Here is a 24,550-nt window from a genome sequence, read left to right on the forward strand (position 1 = left end):
ATCACTCACTTTTACCTATAATAGCGAGCCTTTTTGTTTTTTCCTTTACATCTTCAGGGTCAACTTTTAATCGTGCAACACCCGTTTCCATTGCTGCTTTTGCTACTGCGGCAGCAACTGCAGGCGCAACACGCGGATCAAATGGTGCAGGGATGACATAATCCTCATTCAGTTCAGATTCATTTATTAAGCTGGCTATTGCCTCAACAGCTGCCACTTTCATTTCCTCGTTTATGTGTGTAGCCCGTACATCTAGTGCCCCACGGAAAATGCCAGGGAAGGCTAATACATTATTTACCTGGTTTGGAAAGTCTGATCTGCCCGTTCCTACCACTCTTGCTCCCGCTTCTTTTGCCTCATGCGGCATAATTTCTGGAGTAGGGTTTGCCATAGCAAATATGATTGCGTCTTTATTCATTGAAGCAACCATTTCTTTCGTTAGAGCACCTTCAACGGATACGCCAATAAACACATCGGCACCTTTTATTACATCTTCAAGGCTTCCAGAAAGATTATCACGATTTGTGAATTTTGCTACTTCTGCCTTGACGTCATTCATTCCTTGCGGGCGTCCTTCGTAAATGGCACCCTTCGTATCACACATAATAATATCTCGTACACCATAACTGTGTAATAATTTTATAATTGCAATTCCAGCTGCTCCAGCACCATTCGCAACCACTTTGATTTCAGACATCTTTTTGTCAATCAGCTTTAATGCATTAACAAGACCTGCTGCTGTAACAATAGCAGTACCATGTTGATCATCATGGAAAACAGGAATATTTGCTTCTTTTTTCAAACGTTCCTCAATGACAAAGCAATTTGGTGCAGCGATATCTTCAAGATTCACGCCGCCAAATGTTGGCTCGAGCAACTTAACAGTTTCAATAATTTTTTCGACATCAGTTGTGTTTAAGCAAATTGGGAAGGCATCGACGCCGGCAAAGCTTTTGAATAATACTGCTTTCCCTTCCATTACTGGAAGTGCAGCTTCCGGTCCAATGTTTCCGAGACCTAAGACTGCTGTACCATCAGTCACTACAGCAACCATATTGCCCTTCATTGTGTAATCGTAAACCGTTTCAGGCTTTTCATAAATATCTTTACACGGTTCGGCAACGCCCGGAGAATACGCTAAACTTAAATCCTTGGCATTTCTTACTGGTACTTTTGATTTTGACTCAAGCTTTCCCTTATTAATTCGATGCATATGTAGTGCTTCTTCCCGTAATGTCAAGATATGTCACCCCTTAAATTAGTACAAAAAGATATCGTTAAATACAATGAATCCTAGTCTGTTTTTTAGTGGTCAGACCACACCCATCTTCATTTACCACTATAACACATCTGCAAGAGTTGTAAAGAATTATTCTTTTAAAACTACATTGTCTGTTCCTAGAAACTCCCGTAATATTCTCATAAGATTACCGCTAGGGTTAATCATAAACTCACTGCCCAGTCGAATCGTTTTCTTGCTGGTTTCATAATGTAAAACGACTTTTGTTTTTCCAGAATTAGCCTTAAATAATTGTTTTAAATGATTTAAGGAGTGCTCATCTTGTTTTTCACTGGCTATTTTTAGATATAAAATCGACTCCTGCTTAGGTTTCGAGCTTAACCACGTATCCATTTCAACTGCTTGCTGGATAATAAATTGAAGCTCCCCATCTCGTTCTTCCACTTTCCCTTCTATCACAGCAAATTGCCCCTGTTCAAGCAGGTGATAATATTTTTTGTACACAACTGGAAAAGCGACAGCTTCCATTTCCCCGCTGGAATCACTAACATTCAAGAAGGCCATCGAATCCCCTTTTTTTGTTCGGATTTTTCGTAAAGATGTGATATAAACACCAGCAGCTGCTCGTTTATGGTCCGCGGATAATTCAAGCAATGCATTTGCTCCAGCTTGTTTAAGTCTTTTTTCAAAAATGGAGACTGGGTGATCTGACAGGTAAAAGCCAAGAGCCTCTTTTTCAAAAGCAAGCTTATCCTCTAGTCTAATAGGATCAACTTGCACATATTTCGGTTTAAGCTGAAATTCCTCCAGAAACAACTCTACTTGACTTGTTTCATCCACCTTAAATAATTGCGCGTGTTCCAGGGCAACATCCAAACTTGCAAGCATGACTGCACGATCTTCTTTAAATTCATCAAAGCTTCCAGAATGAACGAGAACCTCCAGTGCTTTTCGATTAATCGCTTTTGAAGATACCCTTGTGCAGAAATCGAATAAATCCTCAAATTTTTTACTTTTCCTTGCTTGAAAAATTTCTCTTAATGCTGCCGCACCTACACTTTTAATCGCAGCAAGGCTGTATCTAATACCAGACCTCTCTACTTGAAAGGAAAACCCGCTGTAATTAATGGAAGGAGGCAGGATTTCAATATCCTTTTGTTTTGTTTCCAAAATATATTGGGCTATTTTGGTTTCATTCCCAATTGCTGATGTTAACAGCCCAGCCATAAAATAAAGGGGGTAATTGGCTTTTAAATAGGCAAGCTGGTATGCAATCAAACTGTATGCCACTGCATGACTGCGATTAAAACCATAATTTGCAAATCGAACAATTAAATCATAAATATCATTAGCAAGTGCGACATTATAACCTTTCTTCAGGGCACCCTCGACAAAATGGTTTCGCTCCCTGTCCAACACATCCTTTTGCTTCTTTCCTACCGCCCTCCGCAGTAAATCGGCTTCACCGAGGGAAAAACCCGCCATTGTAGAGGCAATTTGCATGATTTGCTCTTGGTATACGATGACTCCATATGTATTTTCCAAGATGGGTTTCAAATCTTCATGTGGATACTCTACTGCTTGGGTCCCATGTTTCCGGTCAATAAATAGCGGAATATTCTCCATTGGTCCAGGACGATATAACGCATTAACCGCAACAATATCTTCAAACCGTGAAGGTTTCAACCGCAATAATACCTTCCGCATCCCGTCTGATTCTAACTGGAAAATCCCTGTTGTTTCTCCTCTTGCTAACAGTTCGAATGTTTTTTCATCATTTAATGGTATGGTTTTAATATCTACTTTTCTTCCGGTTTTCTTATGAATGGAAGAAACTATCGATTCGATTAATGATAGATTTCTTAACCCAAGAAAATCCATTTTCAGTAAGCCTATTTCCTCAAGATGTTCCATCGAATACTGAGTTAAATAAACCTGATTATGTCCCTGTTGAATGGGAATTAACTCAATGAGCTGTTTCTCACTAATAACGACACCAGCAGCATGTGTTGAGGTATGACGGGGCAATCCCTCTAGCTTTAATGCGGTTTCATACAGCTTTCGATTCATCGGGCTTTCATCAATAAAAGCTCTAAGTGACTGCGATTCTTTATATGCGTCTTTAAGGTTAATTCCCAAGCGTGATGGAATACGTCTTGACAGCTGTTCTAATTCCTTAGTATTCAGTCCAAAAGCCCTGCCAACATCTCTTAGCGCAGCCTTAGCAGCCATGGTTCCAAACGTTACAATTTGTGCAACATGTAATTCTCCATATTTTTTTGCAACATATTCTATTACTTCGTCACGACGATGATCCGGAAAATCTATATCTATATCCGGCATCGATATCCGCTCTGGATTTAAAAAGCGTTCAAACAATAACTGATGTGCCAGCGGGTCGACATCGGTAATATACAAAACATAGGCAACAAGTGATCCAGCTGCTGATCCCCTGCCTGGTCCGGTCAAAATACCATGCTCTCTTGCATATCTCATAAAATCCCAAACGATTAAAAAGTAGTTACTAAATTTCATGGAATTAATGACCGATAATTCATAAGACAATCGTTCATAGTGTTCTTGAGAAGGGGAAGCAAAGCGCTCCATTAACCCTTTTTTACACAGTATTTCCAAGTATTCTTCCGCTGGCTGCTTGTTCTCTGTCGGATATTCAGGTAAATAGGTTTTGTTCAATTCGATATTGACCATGCACCTTTTAGCAATTGTAATACTGTTCTCTAACGCTTCGGGTAATTCTGAAAATACTTCCATCAATTCTTTTACAGTTTTTAAATAAAATTGATCGCTCTCTAATCTTTCTCGGTGCTCATCCTGAAGTTTGTCTCCATTTTTTATCGCTAATAGGCATTCATGAGCAAACATATCTTCTTGTTCTATGTAATGTACTCTATTTGTTGCCACTAATGGAATACTTTGCTCCTCGGCAATACTTCGAATCCTCTGTGTTACGATTGCTTCGTCCTCTAAATGATGGTTTTGGACAGCTAGAAAAAATGACTTTTTGCCAAAAATAAGCTGAAGTTTCTTAATGATTATGATCGCTTCTTCTTGTTGATTGCTTAATAAATTTTGTTCAATCTCTCCTTCTATTCCCGGAGAAATGGCAATAAGACCTTCTGCGTAATGTTTTAACCATTTAAAAGGGATACCGTTTGCCGCCTTTGTTTGAACGGCACTAGAAATTTTCAAGAGGTTTTTAAATCCTTTTTCATTTTCAGCAAGTAAAACTAACGGAAATGATTCTTCCTTCTTGTTTTCACTTTCTACATCAACCGTTAAACCCATAATCGGTTGAATGCCGTTTTTTAGACATAATTTATAAAATTCAATCGCTCCGTACATAACATTTCTATCGGTCAATGCGATTGCTTTAAATCCTTTTTCCTTTGCATTATGAACCAATTCTTGAACCGATGCTGTGCTTGTTAACAAGCTGTATGCACTATAAACATGAAGGTGAATAAAAGACATTTTGTCACCCCTTCCAATAAAAACTCTTACTTATATTATAGAGCCAAACTCAAAAAAAGGAAAATATGTTCTTATTTTATGGCTATGTAAATTTGTCTGTTGATTTGCGCTCCAGGCACTTCGCTTTCCGCGGGCGGTCCGGGGAGCCTCCTCAGCGCTTAAGCGCCTGCGGGGTCTCCCCTGCCCCGTCCTCCCGCAGGAGTCTTCGTGCCTTCCGCGCAAATCAACAGAGTGCCAATATCTTTTCAGCGTTTCACATCTAAATTATAAAAATCATATTCAGTGGCGTTTGTCCATATAAATGTATAAAGGTATTGATACTCCGTGAGGGCGGTTGAAGTTATGAAAGAAATTGGTTTTTTTCCCACGTTTATTGAAAGTTATTTTATTGCATTGGGCGTTATTCTTGGGGGTTCCTTAATTGGCGGAATCGCAGCATTTCTAACTGGACAACCACCGCTTACAGCTGTTTACAGGCTGTCAACAGACTTAAGAATATGGGCAATTGTCGCAGCTATTGGCGGAACGTTTGATGCCGTTTACACCTTTGAGAGAGGCCTATTTAATGCAGAAACAAGGGACATTTTTAAACAGCTCCTTATTATCCTATCTGCATTAGGCGGTGCCCAGACAGGTGCACTGATTATCAACTGGTTAACACAGGAGTATATATCGTGAGAATTCCACCCTATTATCGACGACCAGCCTGGCAGCGTTTTTTTGCGGGGATGGTGATTGGCGGAGCGATCAGCTGGTGTATTTTTATTTATATTTTTGGTGTCTGGCTGGAGAAGCATACTGCATTAATTGATAAACAAAGCGAAGAAATCGTTGATTTAAAGGAAGAAAAAAAGATCTGGCAGGAAGAGTATAAAGAGATAAATAAACGGACCATCGAGCAGCTAACCATTCAGAAAATCAATATTAAAATAACAAATTGGGAAAAATACAAGCTAGACTTACTAAGTGTTTCAGAAATTGAAGATGCAGTAAAAGATGACATTAGTATGATGATTGCAAAGGACATTGATACTGTCTATAAAAGCAAAGAATTAATCAAGAAAATCATTCAAAATAAACCCGTTAAAATAAATGACAAGCGGTACAAACTGAAGGTGAGGGAAATGGTTATCTTCACCACCCTCTCTATTCAACTAGAAATAGAATTTGAACAATAAAAAGAATCGGCCGGAAATTTGCGGCCGATTCTTTCTTTATTGTTGATAGTTGTCACATACTTCGCTAAGTTCTTTTATTACATGCTCAACCTCATCCCACGAATGGATCGATGCACCGGAGGCAAGAGGATGCCCCCCGCCTTTAAACTTTCTTGCAACTCCATTAATGACTGGTCCTTTTGAACGTAAACGTACCCTGATTTGATCTTCCTCTTCAATAAAAAACACCCATGCTTTAATACCTTTTACATCGCCTAAAGTTCCGACAAGCAAGGAAGCCTCAGATGGCTCTGCGTTGTATTCATCCAATAGTTTCTTTGTCAGCATGACGGAAGCTACACCATTATTCTGCATTTCAAAGTTTTGAAGAATGTAGCCGTTTAATTTAATGATATTGGTATCACGTTCGTACATTTTGTCAAACAGTTCAGTACGAGAAAAATCATAATGAATGAGTTCACCAGCATATGCAAAGGTTTTGTCTGTAGTACTCGGAAATAGGAATCTTCCTGTATCTCCAACAATTCCTGCAAATAACAGCCTTGCAGCAGCATCATTTAATTTTAACCCTCTGTCCTTCCCAAATAAGTAAAATTCATAAATCATCTCACTGCATGAACTTGCCGTCGTATCGACCCACAATAAATCACCATATGGATCTTCATTTGGATGATGGTCTATTTTAATCAGTTTATCGCCTAATGTATACCTTCGATCACAAATTCGCTCCTCATTTGCCGTGTCACAAACAATAACCAAGGCTCCTTTATACACTTCATCCTCAATGGAATCCAAACGGCGCATAAAATGGAGCGACCTTTCTTCTTTTCCAACTGCAAACACCTTTTTATTTGGATATGAGGCTTTTAGGATTTCAACTAATCCACATTGGGACCCATAAGCATCCGGATCAGGACGGACATGGCGATGGACGATAATTGTTTCATATTGTTCGATCATTTCTAATATTTTGTTATTCAATGTGAACACCTCTCTATTGTTTTGAAAGCAAGGGTAGAATTTTGTTAAAATAATATGTACAATGAACAAGAGAATTTTAGACTTGGAGGAAATTTAATGTCTGCGCTAGTTTTTTTGATTGTCATTCTATTTGCTTTCTATTTATTCTATAAAACCAAGTATTTTAGAAGCAGCCGTCCAGTTGAAAAGAAATGGCTTGCTGCGAAATCTAATATAGCACTAGGGTTGTTTGTCGGTTTATTTGGCATCAACCATATCTTCTTCATTTCACAAACGACTGTAACAACAATTGTTTCAGTAATCTTTATTGTTTATGGAGCAGTATTTACCTGGGTGGGAGTGAAAAAATATAAACATTACCTGCCATTTGCTGCAGAAGAAGCTGAAAGCTATAATGCTCAGTAATGTATGAGAGCCGCTTACCCCTTTGGCAGCGGCTTTTTTTCTTAATTCCGATCAATCAGCTGACACATCATCATTGCTTTTCCAACTAAGGTACCATCATTAAAGACCTCGACATCCACCTTTCCAAACTTCCGCCCAACTTCAAGCACTTTAGGATAGATTTCTATCACACTTTCCATCTGAACAGGCTTTAGAAAGTAAATGGTCATGTTTTCAACAACAAGGTCACCTTTTTTATAGCTTCTCAGTATACGATTCGCTGCCTCAGTAACAATTGTTGTGAAAACTCCATAGGAAATGGTTCCAAGATGGTTCGTCATTTGCGGAGTCACTTCACTAGTATATACTTCTTCCCCTTTTGCTCTACCGCGCATTAACACCATTTGGTTAGTGACGATGTCGTCCAGCGTTTCTCCTACCTGCGGCTGACGTTGATTCATTTGCAGTGCTTTTAAAACATCCTGCCTGCTAATAATCCCTTCCAGCCGGTTAGCATCATCAACGACCGGAAGGACCTCTATACCTTCCCAAACCATCATATGTGCTGTGGAGGCAACACTTGTTTTACCAGAAACAGTCATCGGCTGTTTGGTCATGATCTTATCGATGGTTGTATCAGAATCCTGCCCCATGATATCTTTAGCAGTTACCATTCCCTGAATCTTCATGTTCTGATCCACAACAGGATAACGGCTATGGGTGGTTTCAAGATTAAGAGTATGCCACCTAGAAACCTTATCAAAGGTTTTAAGATAATAGGTCTCAGTAAGCGGTGTTAGGATATCCTCAACCAGTATAATTTCTTTCTTTATTAACTGGTCATAGATGGCCCGATTTATCATGGTTGCCACTGTAAACGTATCATAACTTGTTGATATTATCGGCATTTCTAGACTATCAGCAAGCTTCTTGATATGGTCGTCGGTATCGAAACCACCGGTTATTAAGACAGCAGCACCTGCTTTCAATGCAAGCTCCTGCGCCTGTGTACGATTTCCGACAATTAACAGGTTGTCAGGACCTGTATAGCGCATCATTGCCTCAAGTTTCATGGCACCGATAACAAATTTATTCAGCGTTTTATGCAAGCCAGTCTTCCCGCCTAAAACCTGACCCTCCACAATATTAACGACTTCCGCAAAGGTAAGCTTTTCAATATTCTCTTTTTTCTTCCGTTCAATCCTAATCGTGCCTACACGTTCGATCGTACTTACATAACCTTTATTCTCAGCTTCCTTGATTGCTCGATAAGCTGTACCTTCACTAACAGTCATCGCCTTGGCGATTTGCCGTACTGATATTTTTTCCCCAACAGGAAGTTCATCAATATATTGCAGAATCTGTTCATGTTTTGTAGCCAAGACCTTCACCCATTTCTATAACCCTTTGATTAATAATAATAATCGATATATTATTTATACCATTAATTTGACTAATAAACCAACACAAAAGGAGCCGTTTTTACAGGCTCCCTTTGTAGTATAGCTATTAATAATAAGAGCGGGATTTTTTGTTAACTCGTAGCTGCTGCCGTTTTTTCACTGCCTTTTTTGGGCTATATAACATGGCTGTAAGATTTCCTGCAATAACAATTAACGCAAACGCAAGCCAGGTCAGGCCAAAAATTCCTTCAAGACCTTCAGCTTGTATAGATAGTCTTGGGACAGCAAAATAAAGCATAAAACCACAAAGTAAAAGGCATAGTAAATATCTGTTTTTTTTCAATTCTTTTCGTCTCCCCTCAAAACTTACTGCTTGTATCACTTTATGCAGAGAAGGGATAAAAAAGTATTATAATTCTATAAATTCGCCAGGCTCTAGAACTTTCCCATTCTTATTTTCAAGCATTTCAATAAATTGTTTAGGATCCTGCTTAATTGGCGGGAATGTATTGTAATGGATTGGGACAATTATTTTAGCTCCTAATAATTTTGCGGCATAGGCTGCATCCTCCGGCCCCATTGTAAAATTATCACCAATTGGCAAGAATGCTAAATCAATCGGGTGTCTTTCACCAATAAGCTTCATATCAGAAAATAATGCTGTATCACCAGCATGATAGATTGTTTTTCCTTCTGCCATAAATAGGATTCCGGCAGGCATACCGCAATAGATCATTTCATTATTTTCTGTCGTATAGCTTGATCCATGAAAAGCTTGTGTTAATTTTACTTTTCCAAAATCAAATTGATGGGCACCGCCAATATGCATAGCATGCGTATTTACACCCTGCCAGCTTAAAAATGTAGAAATCTCATGATTGGCGATCACTAGTGCATTGTTTCTTATGGCTAACTCAACCGTGTCTCCAACATGATCATTGTGACCATGAGTTAATATAATTATATCTGTGTTTAGATTTTCCACTTTTAAATCAGTTAATTGATTACCATTAATAAATGGATCAATGATTATTCTTTTTCCACCTAATTCAATTTGAACAACCGAATGTCCATGATAAGATACTTTCATCTGCCATCTCCTCCAAAAACTTTATAATATGTACTTCAATAAAAACTTCTAGATTCCTTCCTCATTTATATCCATAATTGGAGTATTTTAGCACATGCTAAAGTAAGATTGTTTACACATGGATTTAAAATTGATACCCTCAAATAGGAATGTTTAGTTTAGGAGGAGAAAAAAATGAACCAACGTTTACACAAACTTCAAGCATGGATGAAAGAAAATGGAATTGAAGTCAGCTTTATCACCTCTTCTGAAAATGTGTTTTATTTAAGCGGATTTTTCTCAAATCCACATGAACGTTTACTTGCTTTAGCCGTCTTTCAAGAAGAAGAGCCCTTTCTCGTATGTCCAGGAATGGAGGTTTATGATGTTAAATCCTCAGGCTGGAACCATGAAATTATTGGATATAGCGACATCGATAACCCATGGGAATTAATACATACTTCAATTAATAAAAGAATCAACAATTTACAAAAGGCCGCAATCGAAAAAGAACATATGAATGTAGAACGTTACGAACAGCTATCTGCTTTATTCAGAGGTGCTGCTTTTGTTTCTGCTGAAGAAAAGTTAAGAAGGCTGCGGATGATTAAAGATGCGAAAGAATTAAAAATTATCGAAGAAGCTTGCGCCTTAGCAGATTACGCCATAGAAGTCGGCTGCAGTGAAATCAAAGAAGGCAGAACAGAATTAGAAGTTCTTAATGCTGTTGAGTATGCACTTAAGCAAAAGGGCGTAACCGAAATGTCGTTTTCAACCATGGTTCTGACAGGTGCAAATGCTGCTTCCCCTCACGGTAATCCAGGCAGTACGAAAATCCAAAAGGGTGATTTAGTCCTATTCGATTTAGGCGTAGTGGTGGATCGCTATTGTTCAGATATTACGAGAACTGTTGCGTATGGTGATATAAATGAAAAACAGAAAGAAATATATGATACCGTCTTAAAAGGACAACTTGCGGCTCTAGAGGCAAGTAAACCAGGTGTAACTGCAGCCGAAGTTGACTTAACGGCGCGAAGAATCATTGCGGATGCGGGCTACGGAGAATACTTCCCGCACCGCCTCGGGCACGGATTAGGCATAAGTGTACATGAGTATCCTTCGATGACAGAAACAAACCAATTGGTTATTGAAGAAGGAATGGTGTATACCATTGAACCAGGCATTTATGTACCTGGTACAGCAGGAGTGCGTATTGAAGACGATATTTATATAACTGCTGACGGAGCCAGGGTCTTAACAAAATTCCCTAAAGAACTGCAAATCATTTGATAAGAAATTTAGTTTTTTTTACCATTGAAGTATTGAAGGAATTGCAGTATTATACTAATACAAGCTGCGTTGCTCGTAGTGATAATAAAGTTTTAACCTTTAAGCTGTAAAAGGGAGTTTTACTATCGGAGCTATAATGACAAGCCTCTGTCTATACGACATGGAGGACAAGCAGGAAGGCTTCTGCGAACACCCACTTTGAGGAGTGGTGGTTTAAAACTTTCTTATATGAGGTACGGCAAATGCGGCTATATAATCTATGAAATTAAACTGCCAGCTTCTTTATGAAGCTGGCTTTTCCTTGTTTTTGAAATCAGACAAAGCTTGGGGAAACCATGCTGTCCGAATAATGAGTGCATTCTGACAGCTTGGATGATTCCAATAGCACTCCTGTCCGAATTAAGGGTGCATTCACACAACGTTAAACAACAATGTTGGCTAAATAGTCCTCATTTTTCACATCTGACCAAGTAATGTTTTGGTATCAGAGTAATGTAATCCATGGGCCTCAGCCACCGCTTCATAGGTTACGAAACCTCCAAGTGTATTGATTCCTTTTAGTAAGGCTTCATTCTCAAGGCATGCCTTTCTAAAACCTTTATTGGCAACTTGGATCGCATAAGGTACTGTCACGTTTGTTAAAGCGATGGTTGATGTTCTTGGTACCGCCCCAGGCATATTCGCAACGGCATAATGGACAACACCATGTTTAATGTACGTTGGGTTATCGTGCGTAGTAATCCGATCAGTTGTCTCGAAAATACCGCCTTGGTCGATGGCAATATCAACTACGACACTGCCTGGATTCATGGATTGAATCATTTCTTCTGTTACTAGTTTTGGAGCTTTAGCTCCGGGAATTAGCACTGCGCCGATAACAACGTCAGAACCTTTCACAGCTTCAGCGATATTATAAGGATTGGATATCAGGGTGGTAACATCCGATCCAAAAATATCATCTAACTGACGGAGACGATCTGGATTTAAGTCAATGATCGTAACTTTTGCCCCAAGTCCGATTGCCATTTTCGCAGCATTTGTTCCCGCTACACCGCCGCCGATAATCGTAACGTTCCCTCTTTGCACTCCAGGTACCCCAGAAAGAAGAATCCCTTTTCCGCCATGAACCTTTTCAAGAAATTGGGCTCCAATTTGTGCAGCCATTCTTCCAGCTACTTCGCTCATTGGCGTTAATAAAGGTAATGATCTATTAGGCAGCTGCACCGTTTCATAAGCAATACCAACTACTTTATTATCAATTAAAGCCTTTGTTAATTCAGGCTCTGGAGCTAAATGTAAGTATGTAAATAGAATTAATCCTTCACGGAAATATTGGTACTCGCTTGGCAGAGGTTCTTTAACCTTCATTACCATTTCCATTGACCATGCTTCAGATGCAGTCTCTACTATTTTTGCACCCGCAGAAACGTAATCATCATCTGTGAAACCAGAACCTTGTCCTGCTCCTTTTTCAATATAAACCTCGTGTCCGAATTTCAATATGTTAAAAACTCCTGCAGGTGTCATCGCAACACGATTTTCATTATTTTTTATCTCTTTAGGAACGCCGATCCGCATGTACTAACCCCCAATTTAAATTGTTCAAAGTTAAATTCTTTTTACTTTGAAAACACTTCCATTTTACCAAAAAAATCCTTAGAACCCAAATCTATTTAAAATAATATTACTAAAAGGGAAAAAGCTTTGCACCAAGCAAAGCTTTTTATTTACAGATTGCTTAATACCAAGGGTAATACGGATACGGATAATAATATGGATACGGATATGGCGGGTACGGATAATAGTATGGCCGTGGACTTAATGCTGCCCCTAGAGCTAATCCCCCTAAGAATCCGAATGGAAATCCAAATCCAAATCCAAATCGACGGCGGCCAAAACCAAAGCCAGGGCGTCCAAAGCCGAAGCCAAACCTCATATCATTTTGATTCATGTGCATAAATCTTTTCCTCCTCATTTTATACTTACCACACTAAAGAATATGCACAAGGAAAACTTAATTCTTGGGTTAATGTCCCTGCGTTTAATAATTTTAATAGACATAAGCATAGAAAAACTCGCCGGCTGGGCGAGTTAAGTTTGCTATTCCTCGTTATTTTGGAAAATCTCACTTCTGATTTGTCCTGTCTCTTGGTCAATATATCCGCTATTATATGAATCCATAATTAGCTCACTTATCTCATTTGTCCCTTGTTCATTAAACTCAAATGAAAATGTTTTATTCGGATCCTGTTTAGACATATGTCCCATCTCCCTTCTATGGATAATTACCCTATTATTTTTCGAAAAATTGAAACATTTATCCCTAGAAAATAATGTATAATTTAGGTAAGGAGGGATTCACATGGGAGGAAGATATGACCATATTTTAGTTGCCATTGACGGTTCAAAAGAATCAGAGTGGGCATTAGAAAAATCGATTGAAATTGCTAAAAGAAACGAAGCAAAATTGCTATTAGCACATGTTATCGACACAAGGTCATTTCTGTTAATTGATTCATATGACCCAGATATTGCCGAACGCGCAAACAAGCTTGCCATTGATATGCTGGAAAAATATCAAACCCAAGCCATAGATGCAGGAGTTACACATGTTCACCATGAAATTGAATACGGATCTCCAAAAGTGAAAATTCCAAAGGAAATCGCTAAAAAACATGATATTGATTTAATTGTTTGCGGCGCCACTGGTATGAATGCAGTTGAAAGATTCTTGATTGGCAGTGTTTCAGAACATATTACTCGTTACTCCCCATGTGATGTCCTCATTGTCCGCACACAAAAAGCTCTTGAACTAGACTAAATTAAATCGTGAATGCTTTCCGGATGTGTTGTAAAATAAAAGGAATAACTCGTCTTGGAGGCCAATACATGAAAGAACATTTTTCCTACGATCAACGGCTTGGCATTTCAATTCCCAAATTAGAAATGGAATGGGCTCACTATAGTGAGGAAACACAGCAGGTAATCCTGTTTCATTGGGAAAAAATTCGAGGTTCCATTCCGGATCGGATTGCAGAACTTGAAAGTACGATTAATCAAAAACAAGCACAACTTTCGAATGAAAGTAATTTTAAAAAATCATGTGAATTAAACAGTGAGATAGCTGAACTAGCTTCCATCATTAATGATTTATGGTTATGGTATCGAGCAAATCAAACCGTTACAGAAAAAATGCATAATTAAATAAGAAAAGCGCAAGGCGCCCGTCTATCGGCGACAAGCACAAGACGAGCCGGCCGGAAGGTTGTTCTTTAACCTTCTGGACGGATTGGCTTCTGACCTCGAGCCGATGGCGCCTGGAGCTGGACAATAATAGAGCTCCCTGTATTGGGAGCTCTTTATCCTATAAATCTTTTTTAATTTCTCTCACTACATGACCAATCTCCGGAAGGATTAACTTATTCATAGCAAGCTTTACTGCTCCAGTAGAGCCTGGGGTAGAAAAGACACCTTTATTCTTTACTACACCGGCAATTGCCCGTGAAAGTATAGCTGCCGAGCCAATATCCTCTTGATAGCTCAGCATCCTGAATAATTCTCCAAATCCAACTATTTCTTTATCTAGTATGCTTTGAACACTTTCAATCGTGACATCGCGCTTTGCTATTCCTGTCCCTCCATTTGTTAGGATGACATCAATATCTTCGCGCTCACAGCCTTGTAAGATAGCCTCTTTAATAGGAGCTGCTTCATCTTTGACTATACAATAGTCAACAATGGCGTGCCCGGCTTGTTCTAGCAATTCCATCATCAGCTTGCCACTTTTATCTGTATCCTTATTCCTCGTATCACTCACGGTAATTACTTTACAATTTACAGTCTTTGGGGCTCCTTGCTTATGCTGGGTTGTACTCATCTTAGATTTCCTCTTTCTGATTAAGATAGCGCAATTGGTAATAGTTATGGGCAAATTCCGTAACTTTCCTGGTTAATTGATAATTAGTCCCTGCTCCAATGGCCATACTAATCAGCGGAATACCTTGAATAAGCCTTTTTCGGAACAACGTAATGACCATAGCTTTGAGTAATTGTTGGATCGGCTGTTCCAGCCAAGTTACATCGGTAATTTCTTCATTTCCCTCATAAAAATAATGATCACGGCTGGTTTTCATTTCGTTCATCAACACCGACCATCCCTCTTTTTGCAGACGAGGAGGTAAAGTCGCAGTATGAAACACCTTTAATGAACTCATCATTTCATAAGGTGTATTCACCTCAAAACCATATGTCATGGCAATTAATTGTACCACCCTTAAATTAATTACGGCCATTGCTGGAATATCAGTACCCAAAAGGAGCGGTCCACCAGTCCCCGCTAAGCCCCCCTGCGCAAAGGAATATACTCGGTGCCTTGCAATTTGCTGCATGGCTATGTACTGTAACTGATCAATGTCTAATTTTGTTAAATCCTCAATTTGATACAAATCCTTATTAAAAACACGACCGGAAGATAGGATTCTTTCCTTTGCGTCCATCTGTATTTGGGAGCCCTGTATCATACCGTGCAAATGGAACAACCAAGTATCAATAACAGAAAAAAACTGACTTTGAACTTTTTCAGGTAATAAAGAGAAAGAACGCTCTAAATACTTTTCATACGTAAGCTGTAAATCATTTGCCTCGTAGTTTAATAATTGCTTTTCCCACTCTCTAATTTCATTCAATACCTCTGTTTCCCGATCCGTTAATGGCATAGGCAATCCCCTCCTAACTTCCTTTTTTCTTACCAGTATATCACAAAGATATACTTAAAAAATGTGAAAAGGCAAACCGTCTTTTCGACAGTCTGCCTTTATTCAAGAATTATTGTGCTAAACGAACAACATCACGAGCAATCATTACTTCTTCATTTGTAGGAATAACGATTACTTTTACAGGTGAATGAGGATAGTTAATAAATCTTTCCTCACCTCTGATTTTATTTAAAGCTGGATCCCAATAAACGCCCATAAATTCTAGACCCTTTAAAACCTTCTCACGTACTACATCACTGTTCTCACCAATGCCAGCAGTAAAGATGATGGCATCGACGCCATACATACGTGAAGCATATGAACCAATATATTTATGAATACGATTGGCAAATACGTCTAATGCCAACTGTGCACGTTCATTTCCATTACGCGCTTCAATTTCAATATCTCTTAAATCACTAGAGAAACCAGAAACACCTAACATTCCGCTCTTTTTATTTAGGACATCAAGAACTTCTTCAGCGGTTTTATTGGTTTTTTCCATGATGAATGGAATAAGCGCAGGGTCAATGTTACCTGAACGTGTTCCCATTGTAACCCCTGCAAGAGGTGTAAAGCCCATAGATGTATCAATGGATTTGCCGCCCTCTATCGCAGCAATACTAGCTCCATTCCCTAAATGGCATGAAAGAAGGCGAAGCTGTTCAACCGGACGACCCAAAAGCTCCGCAGCCCGCTGTGAAACATATTTATGACTTGTTCCATGGAATCCGTACTTACGAATACCGTATTTCTCGTAGTATTCATATGGAAGGCTGTATAGATAAGAACTTTCTGGCATGGTCTGATGGAAAGCTGTATCGAAAACAGCTACAGCTGGGATATTAGGAAGTACCGCTTGAAAAGCTCTAATTCCTGTAACGTTTGCAGGGTTATGCAATGGAGCTAACTCTGATAATTCTTCTATTTTCTTAAGTACCTCTTCTGTAATAACAGCAGAATCACTAAACTCTTCTCCGCCATGAACCACGCGGTGACCAATTCCTTCAATTTCATTTAAAGATTGAATAATACCTAAAGTAGTGAGCTTATCAAGCAGCATTTTTACTCCAACTTCATGGTCTGGAATATCAGTTGTTTCAGTAATTTTTTCACCGTTAACAGAAATAGTAAAGATTGAATCATTTAATCCGATTCTCTCAATAATTCCTTTCGTAATAACATCTTCACTTGGCATTTCAAATAATTGAAATTTCAATGAAGAACTACCTGCATTAATCGCAATAATTTTAGACATTTCGTTTACCGCTCCTTTTATAAAAACAACATCGGTTCGGGGAAGGTCCTTTTTGCCGTACAAGGTTATTTTGCTCAAACAGACATCGTTTATTGCTTTCATCACCTCATTTAATCACTGTATATATTACATTTCAAGGAGGAAATTGGATGGAAACGGTTACCTTTAAAATGAAAATTTATTCACATTATTCTAATTGTTCTTAACCGATAAAAAAGCGATAAAACCGTTACTAAACCCGGTTTTATCGCTTATTGTCTTGAAACCATTTATCTATTTTTCTTAAGATACTGTCCATCTCAACTGCACTTGATAAGCTTGGCAGATTAGCAAGTAAGGCTTGTTTCGGTGCCGCTATTCCTTCGCCCTTCTTCTGCAGGATTAAGATACTTTTCGCTGCATTTTTATTCTTAAACATACTGATTGGCAGTTGGAGTACCCCTTGAATAATGACTTCTTCTTTAAAGAAATCACGAAGCTGGTGTGCTTGATCACTTTCAAAGAGGCCATTTGGAATGATAAAAAATAAATATCCTCCCGATTTGGTGTGGCGGACACTTTGCTCCATAAATAAGTGATGAGCATAGGAGTGGCCTTCATCCGCCTTTAATTGGTAATCTAGCGCACGAACATCATTGGGATAATACCCAACAGGCAAATCGGCTATCACCGCGTCAACGGGGTCAATAAATAAAGGTTCCAGACTATCCTGGTTAAATAGCTCAATCGGATGTTCTTGTAAATTTGCATTCACATAGGCAAGTTTAATTAACAAGTCATCAATATCAATACCAATCGATTGTACATTCTTTTGCAATTGGTTTAATACGGTTGTTAATAAATTCCCTGTTCCAATGGCAGGATCTAATAATCGGAAGGAAGACTGTGTCATAAACTTTTCCACTAGATAACTAAGTAACATTCCTACACTATCAGGTGTCATCTGATGGTTAGGCTGAACATTTTCTTTCATTCCCTTTAAGATTACCAACTGATAGGCTTTACGAATTTCTTCCTTTGTAAAATTGTCTAAATTGATTTCTTTGTATTGTTTATTAAGTCTTTTTTCCGTTATTTCACTTACTTCTTCCTGAAGAACAGAGCCGTGAAATAGATTCTCTCCTGTTTCGGCCAAAGCCTCTAAATATGTACATGATAATTCTTCCTGTAAAACAAGAGCCGTTTCATTAAATAGTGTGAAAAGCTGTTCGACTGGAGCAATTTTCATGCTAACACCTCCCAAATAAAGAAAAAGACCTCATCCAATAGACGAGGCCTTCTATCGTCATTAAAATTACTTTGCGTTTCTAGCTGCTTCAAGTGCTGCTTCATAGTTAGGGTGATTTGTTGCCTCACTTACATATTCCACATAAGTAACAGTATCTGTAGAATCTACAACAAAGACTGCACGAGTTAATAATCTCAACTCTTGAATCGCAACACCGTATGCTTCTCCAAAAGAAAGATCGCGGTGGTCTGATAATGTTTGGACATTTTCAATACCGTTTGCCCCGCACCAGCGCTTTTGTGCAAATGGCAGGTCAACGCTGATAGTTAGGATTTTAACATCTCCTAAGCTATTTGCTTCTTCATTGAAACGACGTGTTTCAGCATCACACACGCCCGTATCTAAAGAAGGAACAGCACTGATTAAACGAACCTGTCCTTTTGTATTTTCTAAGGTTACAGGTGATAAATCATTTGCCAATACGCTAAAATTAGGAGCTTTGTCTCCCACCTTCACTTCGTTGCCTAGCAATGTTACTGGGTTCCCCTTAAAAGTTACGTTTGCCATTTTAACATCCTCCTTTTTCGTACGAACAAAAGCAAATCCATTTCGCCTTCATTACAATTATGTACAGTGTAAATATATCTTTTCAGAATTCTTTTTGCAATTATTTAAGCTTTCACTTTCATGAAAAAAGTTAACCTCCCCCGTTTGTATGTGGAAGTTAACTTTTTAACTTATATATCAAATTCTTGCTTTTGAGATTCGTTTTGCTTCGATTGCTGCGAACCCTGCTGTGAGTCTTGTTTGGAGCCTTGCTGCTCATTTTTCTTCGAGAACATTTGTTGAATCTTATCCACCGCTTGAGGTGCCAATTCTAAAATTTTCTCATAAAGGTGGGTACTTTCGTCAAGATGGAGCATTTTTACACCTTTTGAGTTTACAATTAAGAATGCAATTGGAGTTATCGAGACTCCGCCGCCGCTACCTCCGCCAAATGGAAGCTTTGGAGAACCTTTACCTTCTTCTTGTCCTTTCGATTGTGACCCGTCCAATTTAAATTCACTTCCACCAGCGGCAAATCCAAAGCCCACTTTGGAGACGGTGAGAATAACGCTTCCATCAGGAGTTTCAACAGGATCACCAATAATCGTATTAACGTCAATCATTTCTTTTAAACTTTCCATCGCAGTTGTCATTAAACCTTGAATTGGATGTTCAGACATAGCTGTTTCCTCCTCTTTTTATACGGTTTTAGTTTTTTCCTTTGAATAGGCAGTCTCCATTTTGAGATTTGGGCGTCCGCCCTTCCAGAATTTAATTAGTTTTAATCCTGCTAAAATAGCATACCCGATACGAAACTGAAAAATACATGTGATATGGGTTTGGATGATGGCTAATTGAAAGTGAGGGGTAATGGATAATACCGGCATTTCCTTCATCCTCAAAAAGTGACTAAGTATCCCCATAATGCTTCCCTTTAGTGTCCAAAGTGCACCTGTTATGATCCCTGTATGTGCAGCATCACCTACGCCCACTAATGAATGCCATTCAAAATGTTTGATTACTATTTTTTTCATGAATTTCTTTACGATGATATTGACATTAACAACATGCTGAATGAGTTCTTTTGCGTTAGTAAATTTTGATATGATACCATCTTTTGTGATTTGCGCTTCCTTTGTCGGGGACTGGTTTTCACTTGAATCCCCCATTTGTGTATTGCCCTTCATGACAATGCTTGGGGAGTTATCATCAATTTTGACTAGCGGTACATTGATTGTGTAACGAATTAAGCCAAACCAGATTCTAAACTGTATTTTCAATTCATCGTTTTCATTATGATGAAAATAATTAAGGCGAATCGTTAGTTTCGAAAAAATGATTAGTAGAATAAATAAAATGATAATAATGAGAGCTATTACCAGCCAAACCATTTTTTTCACACCCTTTCAGCCTATTAGTTAGTATCACCTCAAGAGGAAAAAATAAACCCGCTAACTTATCGTTAGCGGGTCAAAAGTTATCGTTCTACATGGATAACAGAAGTGTCTGTAAATAGGTCGTGCAGGCCTTGTTTCTTTGGTAAAAAAGCAACTACGATATACCCTATAACAATGGTTGCCGAGATAAATCGACCAATCCATTCTCGGAAGAGGATTGTTCCCCAGGATAATTTGTCACTCTTTAAATCAATTACTCTTAATCCAAATACCATTTTTCCAAGGGTCTGATGAAAGTACTTTGTCATTAACACAAAATATAAATAAAATATGATTGCTGAAGCGATTGAAATAGGGGCAAACATATTAAATTCCATTAATGGAATTTCTAAGATTCGAAATAAAGGGTTAATGATTAATCTCTCTATACTCCCTATAACAATCAAATCTAGCAGGTATGCCCAAAACCGCATCCAAAAACCAGCAAAACGAATGGAACCAGTATCGGGTTTCTGAATGGTTACTGATTCAGCAAATTCCTCTTGATTTTCAAATTCCATCTGCTTCCCCCCTACTCTGCATATAAGTACATTAGACGTGGAGAATTTGGTCTTGATAAAATTTCCATCAGTCCAGCCATCTCATTTTCGGTACCGATTAATTTCTGAACCTTGAAATTCAATAGGGAACCGAAACCTAATGCCTCAGTATATCGGACAACCTTAGCGTCTTTAAGCTTCTCGTCTTCCATCATTTGTTGGATTACATCTTCTAAATATCCAAAGTCATCTATCAAATTTAGCTCTTTGGCTTGTCTTCCATCGTAAATTCTTCCATCGGCAATCTCTTTTACTTGGTCTGTTGTCATCTTTCTTCCCTCTGAAATTACCTTCACGAACCCTTCATAGGAATTGTCAATCATACTTTGGAGAATTTGCCGTTCGTCTTCTGTCATTTGGCGGGTTGGGCTCATTATGTCTTTATATTGGCCGCTTTTGATGGTTACAAAATCTACGCCATACTTATCAGCCAATCCTTCATAATTAATTCCTTGCATGATGACTCCAAGAGAACCTGTTAGCGTTTCTTCACTTGCAAAAATCTTTTTGGCACCAGCTGAAATATAATAACCGCCAGAGGCAGCCATTGAACCCATTGAAACATAGACCGGTTTCTTTGTTTCCTTTTGAATTTCAACTAATTTATCATGAATTTCAGCACTTTCCACTACACCGCCACCGGGAGAGTTAACCTTAAGAATAATCCCCTTTACGGTATCATCTTCTTTTATGTACTCTAATTTTTTCATAAATCCTTGGTGATTGTATCCAGCGGATTGAAAAAAAGATTCAGCACTGTTTGTATCTTGTATAACGCCATCAACGTCGAGTACGGCAATCTTTTTCATTTCATTTCCTTCCTGCACAATTTCCTCCGTGAAAGGCAGCTCTGTCGCAGCTAAGATCTCACTTAAATCCGTTTCTACCCCTTTAAAAGCAAAGGCAGATAAAAAGTTAATCACGACAGATACAAAAAATAATGCCGCAGCAATTCCAAGGGCAGCCCATCGTTTCCCATTCATGCGTTACTCCTCCTTTAATTCTTATGAATTTTCCCTTACATAATTTAATATTGTTTCAAAATAATGCTAAAATTAAAGCAGACTTCCTAAGTTTATCAAAAATAAAAAGTTTCATGGGAATTTTTCTCAAAATTAATTTTCAAAATTTGGAGGGCATGATGGGCCATAGACGTAATATCTACTTTTATCATCATTTAGATAAGGAAATGCTAGAACAGGTCGGAAATTTGGATGATTCCGCAAAGCAATACGGTTTGACGATTGTAAATGATCACCGTGATGCCAATATTATTGCAAGCATCGGCGATGATGGTACTTTCCTTCAAGCTGTAAGGAAAACAGGCTTTCGTGATGATGTCCTTTATTGTGGGATCACAACAAAGGATAGTTTGAGTATGTATTGTGATTTCAAAATTAATGATTCCTCTAAAATGGTTGAAGCCGTATCTAAGGTTGAGACTGTTACGAATGAAGATTTAAAGGTACGGCGGTATCCTATTATTGAAGTGATGGTCGATGGACAAGGGATATTTCCATGCCTCAATGAGTTTAGTATTCGCTCTTCCATCATTAGAACTCTTGAATTAGATGTTTTTATTGATGAATTACATTTTGAAACCTTCCGTGGGGATGGATTGATTGTTGCAACACCAACGGGAAGTACGGCTTACAATAAATCTGTAAACGGCGCTGTTGTTGACCCATTAATTCCCTGCATGCAGGTGAGTGAGGTCGCATCTATTAATAACAACAAATATCGTACATTGGGTGCTCCCTTCGTGATTGGCGGCAAACGCTCCCTGACTCTGAAAATTATTTCGGAAGGCAATGAGCACCCTACAATGGGTTTAGACAATGAGGCTTTAAGCATTCGTCATGTTGATAAAATCCAAATTAGACTCAGCGAGAAGAAAATTAAAACACTGAAACTAAAAAATAATTCTTTCTGGGAAAAGGTTAAGAGAACATTCTTATAAAGAACGTCAAAAGGGCTGTCAAAAAATAGACAGCCTTACTTTTGCATACTATTGTTTTATTGATTGTAATTCTTGCTGGCGAAGTTCAATTCGTCGAATTTTCCCTGAAGTGGTTTTAGGCAGTTCAGATAAATATTCGATTTTCCTTGGGTATTTATAAGGAGCTGTAAGCGTTTTAACATGCTCTTGAAGAGTCTTTGTTAATTCAGGGTCATTTGCATCGACATCCTCTTTTAACACGACAAAAGCCTTTACAATAAAGCCGCGAATTTCATCCGGGCTTGCCACTACGGCACATTCTTTAACAAATGGATGTTTTACCAGTGCATCCTCTACTTCAAAAGGTCCAATTGTATAACCTGAGCTGATAATGATATCATCACCGCGGCCTTCAAACCAAAAGTATCCATCTTCATCTCTTTTTGCCTTATCCCCAGTTATATAATAATCACCACGGAACTGCATGGCTGTTCTTTCCGGGTCTTTATAATAACTTTTAAACAATGCTGGTGTTTCAACATGTACAGCGATGTCCCCAACTTCACCCACTTGGCAGACTTCGCCTTCTTCATTAATAATTTCTACTCGATTGCCTGGAGTTGGTTTGCCCATAGAACCAGATTTTAACTCCATTCCTTTGGTTACACCAACCAACAAGGTGTTTTCCGTTTGTCCATAGCCGTCACGGACATCAACATTAAAATGTCTTTTGAAAGTATCAATAACCTCTCGATTAAGCGGCTCTCCAGCGGAAACAGCACTATGCAGACTTGGTAAATGATAATCATCTAAGTTTTCTACTTTTGCCATTATTCGATATTCTGTTGGTGTACAACAAAGGACATTTACAGAATACTTCTCTAAAAGACTTAAATACTTTTGGGGTTCAAACTTGCCATTATATACTAACCCCGTTCCACCTGAACCAAGCACGGATAAAAATGGACTCCAAATCCACTTTTGCCAGCCAGGGGCAGCAGTAGCCCAAACTGTATCACCATCTTCGATACAAAGCCACTTAGGAGCTGCCGTTTTTAAATGTGCAAATGCCCATCCGTGTGTATGTACAACCCCTTTTGGATTACCAGTTGTTCCTGATGTATAGGATAGAAACGCCATGTCATCACGAAGTGTATCAGCAAACTCAAAATCCTGTGAAACCGCATTCATTTCTTCTTCTAAATGAACCCAGCCCTCCTGCTTTGCTCCTACTGACAACTTCAAAAGTGATTGTTGACTAGTAATATTTTCAAATTGATCGACAAATGGGTAATAACTAACTACAGCTTTTACATCTCCATGTGAAATACGATATTGTAGATCCTTTTCTCGCAGCATTTCCGAACTTGGAATAACAACAAGACCGGCTTTTAAAGCAGCCAAGTATACAACATAGGCTTCGATTAGTCTTGGTATTATCACTAAGACTACATCGCCTTTTTTCAAACCACTCTGTGTCAAGACATTTCCCGCTTGATTAACTTTTTTTATTAATTCTTGATATGTAACCTGTTTTGTTTCCCCTAATTCATTTTCCCATTTTAATGCTAATCTCTTGGGATCTTTTGCAAATCGTTCTACTTCCGATACAAGATTATACTTTTCTGGTGCTATTAATTCTTCGCGGTTCATGTTCCTCCCCCTCATTCAAGATATATACATCATCACAAGTCTTATTATACAAAATTATTTAAAAATTTAAAATTATTATACTAAAAAAAAGCAATAAAAAAAGAGAGTGGGAAAAATCCCACTCTCTGTAGCCATCGTA

26 protein-coding genes and 1 other RNA gene are annotated in these 24,550 nt (G+C 38.5%); 8 read left to right on the forward strand and 19 right to left on the reverse strand.

All coding sequences use genetic code 11. The features are described 5' to 3' along the window. Position 1 precedes the first annotated feature (1 nt). The gene (ystJ, locus tag ACIQAA_RS03880) at positions 2–1,240 is read right to left on the reverse strand and encodes an NADP-dependent malic enzyme (RefSeq protein ID WP_402615204.1); all 1,239 of its coding nucleotides are present in this window, start codon (positions 1,238–1,240) and stop codon (positions 2–4) included. A 129-nt stretch (positions 1,241–1,369) separates the two neighbouring features. After that, positions 1,370–4,732 carry a DNA polymerase III subunit alpha gene (dnaE, locus tag ACIQAA_RS03885; RefSeq protein ID WP_402615206.1) on the reverse strand — a complete coding sequence of 1,121 codons (3,363 nt, stop codon included), beginning with the start codon at positions 4,730–4,732 and terminating at the stop codon, positions 1,370–1,372. Between the two features lie 342 nt (positions 4,733–5,074). Between dnaE and ytrH the strand changes: the two genes are divergently transcribed. Both ytrH and ytrI read left to right on the forward strand, forming a co-directional pair. Then, entirely contained in the window at positions 5,075–5,410 is a 336-nt protein-coding gene (ytrH, locus tag ACIQAA_RS03890; RefSeq protein WP_045524254.1) for a sporulation membrane protein YtrH, read from the forward strand. Further along, a complete protein-coding gene (ytrI, locus tag ACIQAA_RS03895; protein WP_402615211.1) occupies positions 5,407–5,910 on the forward strand; it encodes a sporulation membrane protein YtrI in 504 nt (167 codons plus the stop codon). Before ytrH ends, ytrI begins: the two co-directional genes overlap by 4 nt. Positions 5,911–5,946: 36 nt before the next feature. Here the strand turns inward: ytrI and ACIQAA_RS03900 are convergent, their stop codons facing one another. Beyond that, the gene (locus ACIQAA_RS03900; protein WP_402615213.1) at positions 5,947–6,891 is read right to left on the reverse strand and encodes a DHH family phosphoesterase; all 945 of its coding nucleotides are present in this window, start codon (positions 6,889–6,891) and stop codon (positions 5,947–5,949) included. A 96-nt stretch (positions 6,892–6,987) separates the two neighbouring features. On the opposite strand from ACIQAA_RS03900, the gene ACIQAA_RS03905 reads away from it, so the two are divergent. Further along, positions 6,988–7,296: a YtpI family protein gene (locus ACIQAA_RS03905; RefSeq protein ID WP_402615216.1), complete on the forward strand. Its 309-nt coding sequence runs from the start codon at positions 6,988–6,990 to the stop codon at positions 7,294–7,296. A 41-nt stretch (positions 7,297–7,337) separates the two neighbouring features. Here the strand turns inward: ACIQAA_RS03905 and ACIQAA_RS03910 are convergent, their stop codons facing one another. From ACIQAA_RS03910 to ACIQAA_RS03920, 3 genes are all read right to left on the reverse strand, one after another. After that, a complete protein-coding gene (locus ACIQAA_RS03910) occupies positions 7,338–8,657 on the reverse strand; it encodes a DRTGG domain-containing protein (protein ID WP_402615219.1) in 1,320 nt (439 codons plus the stop codon). Between the two features lie 127 nt (positions 8,658–8,784). Further along, positions 8,785–9,021, reverse strand: a complete 237-nt coding sequence (locus tag ACIQAA_RS03915; protein WP_402615222.1) for a hypothetical protein — start codon at positions 9,019–9,021, stop codon at positions 8,785–8,787. Positions 9,022–9,087: 66 nt separating this feature from the next. Beyond that, positions 9,088–9,768, reverse strand: coding sequence for a metal-dependent hydrolase (locus ACIQAA_RS03920; protein WP_402615224.1), 681 nt, complete (start codon positions 9,766–9,768; stop codon positions 9,088–9,090). 174 nt (positions 9,769–9,942) lie between these two features. Here ACIQAA_RS03920 and ACIQAA_RS03925 point away from each other — a divergent pair, with 174 nt between their 5' ends. Then, a complete protein-coding gene (locus tag ACIQAA_RS03925) occupies positions 9,943–11,037 on the forward strand; it encodes a M24 family metallopeptidase (RefSeq protein WP_402615226.1) in 1,095 nt (364 codons plus the stop codon). A gap of 58 nt (positions 11,038–11,095) precedes the next feature. Beyond that, a non-coding RNA gene (ssrS, locus tag ACIQAA_RS03930) (6S RNA) lies at positions 11,096–11,292 on the forward strand. A gap of 201 nt (positions 11,293–11,493) precedes the next feature. Here the strand turns inward: ssrS and ald are convergent. The 3 genes from ald to ACIQAA_RS03945 all read right to left on the reverse strand — a co-directional run bounded on the left by ald (position 11,494) and on the right by ACIQAA_RS03945 (position 13,296). Further along, positions 11,494–12,615, reverse strand: a complete 1,122-nt coding sequence (gene ald / locus ACIQAA_RS03935) for an alanine dehydrogenase (RefSeq protein ID WP_402615229.1) — start codon at positions 12,613–12,615, stop codon at positions 11,494–11,496. 160 nt (positions 12,616–12,775) lie between these two features. Further along, positions 12,776–12,994, reverse strand: coding sequence for a hypothetical protein (locus ACIQAA_RS03940; protein ID WP_402615232.1), 219 nt, complete (start codon positions 12,992–12,994; stop codon positions 12,776–12,778). A gap of 143 nt (positions 12,995–13,137) precedes the next feature. Continuing rightward, a complete protein-coding gene (locus ACIQAA_RS03945; protein ID WP_402615235.1) occupies positions 13,138–13,296 on the reverse strand; it encodes a hypothetical protein in 159 nt (52 codons plus the stop codon). Positions 13,297–13,399: 103 nt separating this feature from the next. On the opposite strand from ACIQAA_RS03945, the gene ACIQAA_RS03950 reads away from it, so the two are divergent. Further along, positions 13,400–13,858: a universal stress protein gene (locus ACIQAA_RS03950; RefSeq protein WP_402615238.1), complete on the forward strand. Its 459-nt coding sequence runs from the start codon at positions 13,400–13,402 to the stop codon at positions 13,856–13,858. 68 nt (positions 13,859–13,926) lie between these two features. Continuing rightward, positions 13,927–14,241 (forward strand): hypothetical protein, encoded by a 315-nt coding sequence (locus tag ACIQAA_RS03955; protein ID WP_402615241.1) that lies wholly within the window; start codon positions 13,927–13,929, stop codon positions 14,239–14,241. 160 nt (positions 14,242–14,401) lie between these two features. Here the strand turns inward: ACIQAA_RS03955 and ACIQAA_RS03960 are convergent, their stop codons facing one another. From ACIQAA_RS03960 to sppA, 9 genes are all read right to left on the reverse strand, one after another. Further along, entirely contained in the window at positions 14,402–14,914 is a 513-nt protein-coding gene (locus ACIQAA_RS03960) for a MogA/MoaB family molybdenum cofactor biosynthesis protein (RefSeq protein WP_402615244.1), read from the reverse strand. Between the two features lies 1 nt (position 14,915). Beyond that, positions 14,916–15,752 carry an EcsC family protein gene (locus tag ACIQAA_RS03965; protein WP_402615247.1) on the reverse strand — a complete coding sequence of 279 codons (837 nt, stop codon included), beginning with the start codon at positions 15,750–15,752 and terminating at the stop codon, positions 14,916–14,918. Between the two features lie 109 nt (positions 15,753–15,861). Continuing rightward, entirely contained in the window at positions 15,862–17,049 is a 1,188-nt protein-coding gene (locus ACIQAA_RS03970; protein WP_402615250.1) for an acetate kinase, read from the reverse strand. Between the two features lie 244 nt (positions 17,050–17,293). Next, positions 17,294–18,277, reverse strand: coding sequence for a class I SAM-dependent methyltransferase (locus ACIQAA_RS03975; RefSeq protein WP_402615252.1), 984 nt, complete (start codon positions 18,275–18,277; stop codon positions 17,294–17,296). A 66-nt stretch (positions 18,278–18,343) separates the two neighbouring features. Further along, positions 18,344–18,844 carry a thiol peroxidase gene (gene tpx / locus ACIQAA_RS03980; protein ID WP_034676799.1) on the reverse strand — a complete coding sequence of 167 codons (501 nt, stop codon included), beginning with the start codon at positions 18,842–18,844 and terminating at the stop codon, positions 18,344–18,346. A 170-nt stretch (positions 18,845–19,014) separates the two neighbouring features. Beyond that, on the reverse strand, positions 19,015–19,503 hold the full coding sequence (ytfJ, locus tag ACIQAA_RS03985; RefSeq protein ID WP_402615256.1) for a GerW family sporulation protein: 489 nt from the start codon (positions 19,501–19,503) through the stop codon (positions 19,015–19,017). Positions 19,504–19,521: 18 nt separating this feature from the next. After that, on the reverse strand, positions 19,522–20,214 hold the full coding sequence (locus tag ACIQAA_RS03990; protein WP_402615259.1) for a DUF2953 domain-containing protein: 693 nt from the start codon (positions 20,212–20,214) through the stop codon (positions 19,522–19,524). A gap of 86 nt (positions 20,215–20,300) precedes the next feature. Next, entirely contained in the window at positions 20,301–20,780 is a 480-nt protein-coding gene (locus tag ACIQAA_RS03995) for an RDD family protein (RefSeq protein WP_402615262.1), read from the reverse strand. A gap of 11 nt (positions 20,781–20,791) precedes the next feature. Further along, on the reverse strand, positions 20,792–21,802 hold the full coding sequence (gene sppA / locus ACIQAA_RS04000; RefSeq protein ID WP_402615264.1) for a signal peptide peptidase SppA: 1,011 nt from the start codon (positions 21,800–21,802) through the stop codon (positions 20,792–20,794). 155 nt (positions 21,803–21,957) lie between these two features. Here sppA and ACIQAA_RS04005 point away from each other — a divergent pair, with 155 nt between their 5' ends. After that, complete coding sequence (locus tag ACIQAA_RS04005; protein WP_402615267.1) at positions 21,958–22,779, forward strand: NAD kinase; 822 nt, start codon at positions 21,958–21,960, stop codon at positions 22,777–22,779. 48 nt (positions 22,780–22,827) lie between these two features. Here the strand turns inward: ACIQAA_RS04005 and mbcS are convergent, their stop codons facing one another. Further along, positions 22,828–24,411 carry an acyl-CoA synthetase MbcS gene (gene mbcS, locus ACIQAA_RS04010; protein ID WP_402615270.1) on the reverse strand — a complete coding sequence of 528 codons (1,584 nt, stop codon included), beginning with the start codon at positions 24,409–24,411 and terminating at the stop codon, positions 22,828–22,830. Positions 24,412–24,550 lie beyond the last annotated feature (139 nt).

Source organism: Neobacillus sp. NPDC093182, assembly GCF_044754045.1.